A 9068-nucleotide genomic window follows, 5' to 3' on the forward strand; every position below is an offset into this window, starting at 1 on the left:
TGCGATCAGGGAAGGTGGTAGGACGGTTGGTGCTGGCGTTGTTACAGAGATTATCGAGTAATAGAGGAAAAAGATGAGAGAGATAATTACTTTGGCTTGTACAGAGTGTAAAAATAGAAATTACACAACTACCAAAAATAAAAAGACTACTACTGGTAAGATAGAGTTAAAAAAGTATTGTAAGTTTGATAGAAAACATACAATTCATAGAGAAACAAAGTAGTGGTAAGATAGGCCAATAGCTCAATTGGCAGAGCACCGGTCTCCAAAACCGGGGGTTGGGGGTTCGAGTCCCTCTTGGCCTGCCATTTAAAGGGGTATGTTGTGGAAAAGTATGTAAACTTTATAAAAGAAGTAAAAGAAGAATTAAAAAAGATTGTTTGGCCTACAAAAGATGAAACTATAGGTACAACTACTGTTGTAATTGTTTTTGTTGTACTTATGGCAATCTTTTTAGGTGTTGTGGATGTGGCTTTGTCTAAAATCATACAATTTATAGTAGGTTAGAATATGTCTAATAAACAATGGTATGTTGTCCACACTTACTCTGGGTTTGAGAAAAGGGTAAAAAAACTTTTGGAAGAAAAGATAAAGAATGAGAATCTATATGATTCCTTTGGGGAAATCCTTATACCAACTGAGAATGTGGTGGAACTCGTGAAAGGTACAAAAAAGATCAGTAAGAAAAGTACTTTCCCCGGCTACATTCTTGTGAATATGGTTATGAATACTGAAAATTGGCATAAGGTTAAATCGATTCCAAAAGTTACTGGATTTGTAGGCGGTGTCAATCCTGTTCCAATACCTGAGCAGGATGTAAAAGCTATGATTGATCTGGCTAAATCAGAAGCTCCAAGGATTGCAATGAAGTACATCAAAGGCGATGTCGTGGAAGTTATAGATGGGCCATTTCAAGGATTTACAGGTGTTGTTGATGAGGTAAATACTGATAAAGAGAAGGTAAAAGTAATTGTAAGTATTTTCGGTAGACAAACACCAATAGATTTGGATTTTTTACAAATAAAAAGAGTAGGATAATCGGAGGATATAAATGGCTAAAAAAATAATGGGGCAAGTAAAACTTCAAATCCCAGCAGGAAAAGCAAACCCATCACCACCCGTTGGACCAGCATTGGGTCAGAGGGGTGTTAATATAATGGAGTTCTGCAAGGCTTTTAATGCAGCAACTCAAAATATGGGGGATATGATCATCCCTGTCATCATCACAGTTTACGAGGATAGGTCTTTTACATTTATAACTAAGACACCTCCAGTAACTCAGCTTATTAAAAAAGAGCTGAAAATTGAAAGCGGTTCGGATAACCCAAAAGCTAAAAAGGTTGGTAAACTTACAAGGGAACAGGTAAAGAGAATCGCTGAGATTAAATTGCCCGACTTGAATACAAAAGATATCGAAACAGCTATGAAAATTGTAGCTGGATCTGCCAGAAGTATGGGCGTAGAAGTAGAGTTATAAGAGGTGAATAAAGATGGCTAAAGTTGGTAAAAAATATAAAATGGCATTAGAAAAAGTTGATAGATTAAAGTATTACGACTTAAAAGAAGCTTTGCAACTTGCAAAAGAAATTGCGTTTGCAAACTTCGATGAGTCTGTGGATGCGGCTATTAAGCTTGGTGTTGATCCAAGACATGCCGATCAAATGGTGAGGGGCTCTGTTACTCTTCCCCATGGTACTGGTAAGCAGGTGAAGGTACTGGTATTTGCTAAAGGGGAGAAGGCAAAAGAAGCTCAGGAAGCAGGTGCAGATTACGTTGGTGATGATGACCTCGTCAAAAAGATCCAGGAAGGGTGGCTCGACTTTGATAAAGTGGTGGCTACTCCAGATATGATGGGTGCGGTTGGTAAGCTCGGTAAAATTTTAGGACCTAGAGGATTAATGCCCAATCCCAAGGTTGGAACAGTAACAACTAATATCAAAGAAGTGGTTAAAAATCTTAAAGCAGGTATGATCGAGTTTAGAGTTGATAAAGCTGGTATAATTCATGCTCCAGTTGGTAAGAAAAGCTTTGATGTGGAAAAGCTGGAAGAAAACTTTAAAGCATTGTTGGAAACATTAATTAAGGCTAAGCCAGCATCTGCCAAAGGTCAATATGTGCGTGGAATTGCAATATCTACGACAATGGGGCCCGGAATAAAGGTTGATCAGCAGAAGGTCTTAGCTGAGATATAAGTTTTGAAAGTAATTCTGGTTAAAGAAGCAGGTAGCTTTGTGCATAAATCCTGCGGAAACCGGTTGTAATAGATACGGCCGGAGTTAGGAGGACAACTTGAAGAAGAGTGATAAACAACTGTTAGTGGAAGGGTTGAAGGCCAAAATTGAAAAAGCTAACGCAATCTTTCTGGCTGATTACAAGGGGTGTACATTCCCTGAGTTAACAGCAATTAGATCTGCTATAAAGTCAACGGGCAATGACTTTAGAGTAGTTAAAAATAGACTTTTGAAATTGGCTTTAAATGCTAATAATATTACACAATTAGATGCTGATTTAAAAGAGCAAACCACCTGCACAATCGTTTTTGGAGAGCCCACAGAAGTAGCCAAACTATTGAAGAAGTTTTCAAAAGATTTTAAAAAGTTTGAAATAAGATCTGGATACTTTGAAGGACAGAGGTTGTCAAAAGATGACGTGATAGCCCTTGCCGATCTTCCATCGAGAGAAGAGCTTCTTGGAAGAATGCTTGGATCCATCAATGCACCAGTTAGAAATTTTGTTTCTCTGCTTGCAAATGTACCAAGAAGTTTACTCAATGTGCTTAATGCTATTAAAGACAAAAAAAATTAATGACGGAGGACTTAAATGTCTATAACTAAAGAACAAGTGATTGAATTTATCGAAAATATGACAGTAATTGAGCTTGCAAATTTTGTTAAAGAGCTTGAGGAGAAATTCGGTGTATCTGCTGCTGCTCCAGTAGCAATGATGGCTGCTCCTGCTGCGGCTGCTGCAGCTGCTGAAGCTCCAGCTGAAAAAACTGAATTTGATGTAATTCTTACAAGTGCTGGGGCTCAGAAAGTTCAAGTTATCAAGGTTGTTAGGGAGCTTACAGGTCTCGGACTTAAAGAAGCTAAAGCTCTTGTTGATGAGGCACCAAAACCTGTTAAAGAAGGTGTGAAAAAGGAAGAAGCTGAAAAGATTAAGGCTGCCCTTGCTGAAGTTGGCGCTACTGTTGAAATTAAGTAATTGCTGTACATATTTGTTTCTGGAGGCGTAATGCCTCCTTTTTTTACTTTATAAAAAATAAAAATATAAATAAATCCTACAGGTGGAGAAATGAATAAATCTACCAATTCCATCCAAAGAGTAAGTTTTTCAAAGATTAAAAAAGTTTTAGAAATGCCTGACCTCGTTGAGGTTCAAAAGAAATCATATTTGGATTTTCTTCAATTAGATGTACCTGCAGATAAAAGAGAAAATAAGGGTCTTGAGCAGGTATTCAGGGATATTTTCCCTATTACTGATTTCAATGAAACTGCGGTTCTTGAGTATGTAAGCTATACAATCGAGAAACCAAAATATGACGCAAAAGAATCTATCATCAGAAAAACATCATATGCAGCACCTCTAAAAGTAAAGGTGAGACTTGTATGCTATGAAAACACCGAAGATGGTTCTGAAAAAGTAGTTGCATCTGCCAAAGAATCTGATGTTTATCTCTGTGATATTCCACTCATGACGGATAGAGCTACTTTTATAATAAATGGAGTAGAAAGGGTTATTGTTAGCCAGTTGCATAGATCTCCTGGAATATTTTTTGAAGATTTGACTGCTGGAAAGAGTGTTGTTGAAAAACACTTGTTTGGTTCGAGAATTATACCATACAGAGGTTCATGGATAGATTTTGAATTTGATACAAAGAATTTTATTTACGTAAGAATCGATAAGAAAAGAAAAATTCTTGCTACAGTTCTTCTTAGGGCCCTCGGTCTTTCTGAACAGGATATATTAAACACATATTATAAGACTGAAGTGGTTAGATTTAAAGGGCTGAATTTTGAGAGATATTTTGAGCCTGAAAATCTTATTGGTAGAAGGAATAGCTTAGATATAAAAGATGAGCAAACTGGTGAAATAATTTATAAAGCGGGACATAAGATATCAAAGGGGATTATTAGAAAACTTACAAAAGCTGGTATTAAAAAGATGGATTGCCAGTATGAGGATATTTCTGAGACTTTCTTTGCAGAGGACATTGTTACTAAAGATGGTGAGCTTCTGGTGAAAGCAAATACTAAAATATCTACAGAGACACTTGAAAAACTTAGAGAGAATGATATCGAAGAGTTTAAAGTATTGCTTATCGATAGTAAGGGTAGCGACACAGCCATCAGGGATATGCTGGAAGCTGATAAAATAGATAGTACTGAGGAAGCCTTGCTTGAGATATACAAAAAGATGAGACCCGGAGAGCCGGCAACTGTAGAAACTGCTAAAACATATTTCGACAGCTTATTTTTCAATGATAAAAAGTATGACCTCTCCAGGGTTGGTAGATTGAAAATTAATAAAAGGCTAAAGCTTGACAAGCCTCTTGATCTTACAACCCTCACCAAAGAAGATATTGTTGAGACGATAAGGGTGTTAAACAATATAAGGCTTGGTGAAGACGATGTGGATGATATAGATCATCTTGGACACAGAAGGGTTAAGGCAGTTGGTGAACAGCTCCAGAACCACATCCGTATAGGAATGGTCAGGATGGAGAAAACCGTTAAAGAGAGGATGAGTATACAGGATACAAAGGATCTAGGTCCGCAGGATCTTCTGAATGCAAAACCTTTATCTTCATCGATAAAAGAGTTTTTTGGTAGCTATCAGCTCTCGCAGTTTATGGATCAAACAAATCCATTAAGCGAAATTACCCATAAAAGAAGGCTGTCTGCATTGGGACCTGGTGGTCTAAACAGGGATAGAGCAGGGTTTGAAGTGCGTGACGTACATACATCCCACTACGGAAGGCTTTGCCCTATTGAAACACCTGAGGGGCCTAATATTGGTTTGATTACCTCTTTGACCACATACGCAAGGGTAAATGAATATGGTTTTATCGAAACACCTTATAGAAAAGTGGAAAATGGTAGAGTTACCGACGAAGTTGTATACATGTCTGCAATTGAAGAAGAGGATTATTTTATAGCCCAGGCTAACGCCAAGCTCGACAGAGATGGCAATTTTTTAAATGAATATGTTATTGCAAGGAAGAAGGGGGAGATTGTCACCGTTCACAAAGATGAAATACAGTTTATGGACGTTGCCCCAAACCAGATAATTTCGGTATCAACTGCATTAATACCTTTCCTTGAACATGATGATGCAAACAGGGCTTTGATGGGTTCAAACATGCAAAGACAGGGTGTTCCTCTGATAAGGACTGATGCACCTATTGTGGGTACAGGACTTGAAAGGAAGGTGGCCATAGATTCTGGAGCTGTGCTTGTGGCAAAAAGATCCGGAATTGTTCAATACGTGGATGCTAAAACTATTATTATTGGTTATACCGATGGAGATGATTTTGGTATCGATGTTTACGAACTTGATAAATATAGAAGAACAAACCAGGATACCTGTATCAATTATGTCCCTCTCGTTCAGAAAGGTCAGAAGATTGAAAAGGGGGATATTATTGCAGATGGACCTGCCACAGATAGAGGTGATCTTGCTCTCGGAAGAAATGTGGTGGTGGCATTTATGCCATGGATGGGTTACAACTATGAGGACTCTATACTAGTTTCACAGAAACTTGTAAAAGAGGATGCATATACATCGATACATATAGAAGAGTTTGAAATAGAAGCAAGGGATACCAAGCTTGGACCAGAAGAGATAACAAGGGATATTCCAAACGTTAGCGAAGAGGCTTTAAAGGATCTGGATGAAAGTGGAATAATTCGTATAGGTGCAAAAGTAAAAGAGGGTGATATACTCGTAGGGAAAGTTACACCTAAGGGTGAATCTCAGACTACACCCGAAGAAAAGCTTTTAAGAGCGATTTTTGGTGAGAAAGCTGGAGATGTAAAAGATGCATCCCTTAGAGTGCCATCCGGTATATCCGGCGTTGTTATTGATGTGGTTATTATGACCAGAAGGGGTGTGGAGAAAGATGATAGAACTGTCAAGATAGAAAAGGCGGAGCTTCAGGAGATACAGAGAAATTATAAAGTAGAGATGCTCAGTCTTGATGAAACGAGAAAATCTGCCATAGCAAAGATTTTAGAAAATAGAAAACTCTCAAAAGCAGTTACGCTAAAGGGTGAATCTTATAAAAAAGGTTCTTCAGTACCATTTCAGGTACTAAAAGATCTGGATTATACAGAACTTTATGGCTTACCTTTTGAGAAAAGAGAAGAGATCGAGCCTGAAATAGAAAAGATAAACAATAAATACTATGCACAGCTTAAATGGATAGAAGAGAAGTTTAAAGATAAAAAATCTAAAATAGAAAAAGGGGATGAGCTACCTGCCGGAGTGTTAAAATCTGTAAGGGTATATCTTGCCGTTAAAAGAAAATTGATGGTGGGAGACAAGATGGCTGGTAGACATGGTAACAAAGGTGTCATCTCAAGGATCCTTCCGGAGCAAGATATGCCATATTTACCAAACGGTGTGCCTGTGGAGATAGTGTTAAATCCATTGGGGGTTCCCTCAAGGATGAACGTTGGTCAGGTTCTGGAAACCCATCTAGGATGGGCGGCTAAAGCTCTGGGACTTTATATCGCTACACCGGTATTCGACGGCGCTAAAGAATCTGACATTAAAGAGCTGCTTAAAAAAGCTGGTTTTAATGAAGATGGACAGACTGTACTATATGATGGTAGAACCGGTGAGAGGTTTGAACAGGAGGTCACTGTTGGTGTGATGTACGTAATGAAGCTACATCACCTTGTGGAAACCAAGATGCACGCAAGATCCACCGGACCATACTCTCTCGTTACCCAGCAGCCACTTGGTGGTAAGGCTCAATTTGGTGGTCAGAGATTGGGAGAGATGGAGGTTTGGGCACTGGAAGCTTATGGAGCATCAAATATTTTACAGGAGATGCTCACTGTTAAGTCTGATGACGTGGAAGGTAGAACCCGTGTTTATGAATCTATAGTGAATGGTAATTTCAGCTTCAAACCAAGCATGCCTGAGTCGTTCCATGTTCTGATTAAAGAGATGCAGGGTCTCTGTCTGGATGTGGAATTGGTTAAAAAAGAAGATCTAAATAATGATGAAAATAATTAATGGAGGGCTAAATATATATGGCAAAAGATACTTACAATGTGGAAAAAAGCCCGACTTTTTTTGATGCTATTAAAATTAGAATAGCTTCACCTGAGAAAATAAGATCATGGTCACATGGTGAGGTGACCAAGCCCGAAACGATAAATTACAGAACATTCAAACCTGAGAGGGATGGACTTTTTTGTGCTAAAATATTTGGGCCTGTAAAAGACTGGGAATGTCTCTGCGGTAAATATAAAAGAATGAAACACAGGGGCATTGTTTGCGAAAAGTGTGGCGTTGAGGTTATCCAATCCAAAGTTAGAAGGGAGAGGATGGGACATATTGAGCTTGCTACACCTGTAGTTCACATCTGGTTTTTCAAAAGTTCCCCCAGCCGTATAGGTACAATTCTTGATATGAGTGTAAAGGATATAGAGAGAATTGTATATTTTGAATCATACGTTGTCATTGATCCCAAAAATGTCAAAGAAGTAAGTGAGAACGAGATAATTAGCGAAGATAGATACCGCCAGATTATTGCTAAATATGGCCCAAATTCAATTGTTGCAAAAATGGGTGCTGAAGCTATCAAAGAACTTTTGAAAAAAATAGATCTGGATATAGCTATACCAGAGCTTAAAACTGAACTGAAAGAGACATCCAGCGAGCAAAAGCGATTGAAGATTGCCAAAAGACTCAAAGTTATGGAGGCCTTCAGGAAAAGTGGTAATAAACCGGAATGGATGGTTTTGGATGTAATACCTGTAATCCCACCAGAATTGAGGCCACTTGTTCCACTGGATGGTGGAAGATTTGCTACAAGTGACTTAAATGACCTTTATAGAAGAGTGATAAACAGAAATAATCGATTAAAGAGACTGATAGAGTTAAATGCCCCTGAGATAATTATCAGAAATGAGAAGAGGATGCTTCAGGAGGCAGTGGATGCCCTTCTGGACAATGGAAGAAGGGGTAGAATAATTAGAGGCTCCAATAAAAGACCTCTTAAATCTCTAAGCGATATGATAAAAGGTAAACAGGGTAGATTCAGACAAAATCTACTTGGTAAAAGGGTGGATTATTCTGGTCGTTCAGTAATTGTGGCAGGACCACATCTTAAGATGCACCAGTGTGGTATTCCAAAACTTATGGCTTTGGAGCTATTCAAGCCTTTTATATACTACAAGCTTGAAAAAGAAAAAGGTATTGCCCTTACTATAAAGCAGGCTAAGAGGATGGTAGAAGAACAGAGGGAAGAGGTATGGGATGTATTGGAGGAGGTAATCAAAGAACATCCTGTACTTTTAAACAGAGCTCCAACACTGCATAGACTCGGTATTCAGGCTTTTGAACCTGTTCTTGTGGAAGGTAAGGCTATACAGCTACACCCGCTGGTCTGTCCTGCTTTCAACGCTGACTTTGACGGTGACCAGATGGCTGTGCATGTACCCCTTTCAATTGATGCCCAGCTGGAAGCTAAGGTACTTATGCTGGCCCCATACAATATACTTTCACCTGCAAGCGGGAAACCTCTGGCTGTACCTACTCAGGATATGGTGCTTGGTATATACTATTTAAGCCGTGGAGTAAAGAATGCCAAAGGTCAGGGGATGGTATTCAGCTCTCAGGAAGAGGTTATTATCGCTTATGATCAGGGTGTGGTGGACATAAATGCTTTTATCAAAGTAAGAATTAATGGGAAAATATACGATACCACCACAGGTAGAGTAATACTCTATCAGATAGTTCCAGAGGGGATTCCTTTTGATGTTATAAATGACGTTCTGGAAAAGAAAAAGATTACAAAGATGGTGGAAGAAATATACAACAAGTTGGGTAAC

The 9068-nt window shown here is 38.7% G+C and carries 9 protein-coding genes and 1 tRNA gene; all 10 read left to right on the plus strand.

From position 1 onward, the window contains the following. The first annotated feature begins 73 nt into the window (after positions 1-73). Positions 74-223: a 50S ribosomal protein L33 gene (rpmG, locus tag ACP5Q2_RS09635; RefSeq protein ID WP_013451654.1), complete on the plus strand. Its 150-nt coding sequence runs from the start codon at positions 74-76 to the stop codon at positions 221-223. Positions 224-232: 9 nt separating this feature from the next. Then, positions 233-308 (plus strand) — tRNA-Trp (locus ACP5Q2_RS09640). A 16-nt stretch (positions 309-324) separates the two neighbouring features. Next, entirely contained in the window at positions 325-507 is a 183-nt protein-coding gene (secE, locus tag ACP5Q2_RS09645) for a preprotein translocase subunit SecE (RefSeq protein ID WP_428099547.1), read from the plus strand. 3 nt (positions 508-510) lie between these two features. Then, entirely contained in the window at positions 511-1038 is a 528-nt protein-coding gene (nusG, locus tag ACP5Q2_RS09650; RefSeq protein ID WP_424606376.1) for a transcription termination/antitermination protein NusG, read from the plus strand. 13 nt (positions 1039-1051) lie between these two features. After that, entirely contained in the window at positions 1052-1477 is a 426-nt protein-coding gene (gene rplK, locus ACP5Q2_RS09655; protein WP_013451651.1) for a 50S ribosomal protein L11, read from the plus strand. A gap of 13 nt (positions 1478-1490) precedes the next feature. Continuing rightward, on the plus strand, positions 1491-2192 hold the full coding sequence (gene rplA / locus ACP5Q2_RS09660; protein ID WP_424606377.1) for a 50S ribosomal protein L1: 702 nt from the start codon (positions 1491-1493) through the stop codon (positions 2190-2192). A gap of 97 nt (positions 2193-2289) precedes the next feature. Beyond that, positions 2290-2805, plus strand: coding sequence for a 50S ribosomal protein L10 (rplJ, locus tag ACP5Q2_RS09665; protein ID WP_013451649.1), 516 nt, complete (start codon positions 2290-2292; stop codon positions 2803-2805). 15 nt (positions 2806-2820) lie between these two features. Further along, a complete protein-coding gene (gene rplL, locus ACP5Q2_RS09670) occupies positions 2821-3204 on the plus strand; it encodes a 50S ribosomal protein L7/L12 (protein ID WP_424606378.1) in 384 nt (127 codons plus the stop codon). A gap of 90 nt (positions 3205-3294) precedes the next feature. After that, complete coding sequence (gene rpoB, locus ACP5Q2_RS09675) at positions 3295-7245, plus strand: DNA-directed RNA polymerase subunit beta (protein ID WP_428099551.1); 3951 nt, start codon at positions 3295-3297, stop codon at positions 7243-7245. Positions 7246-7262: 17 nt separating this feature from the next. Continuing rightward, positions 7263-9068, plus strand: a 1806-nt coding sequence (gene rpoC / locus ACP5Q2_RS09680; protein WP_428099553.1) for a DNA-directed RNA polymerase subunit beta', incomplete at its 3' end; no start/stop codon positions are given.

This window comes from Calditerrivibrio sp., assembly GCF_049968475.1.
Classification (GTDB): Bacteria; Chrysiogenota; Deferribacteres; order Deferribacterales; family Calditerrivibrionaceae; genus Calditerrivibrio; species Calditerrivibrio nitroreducens_A.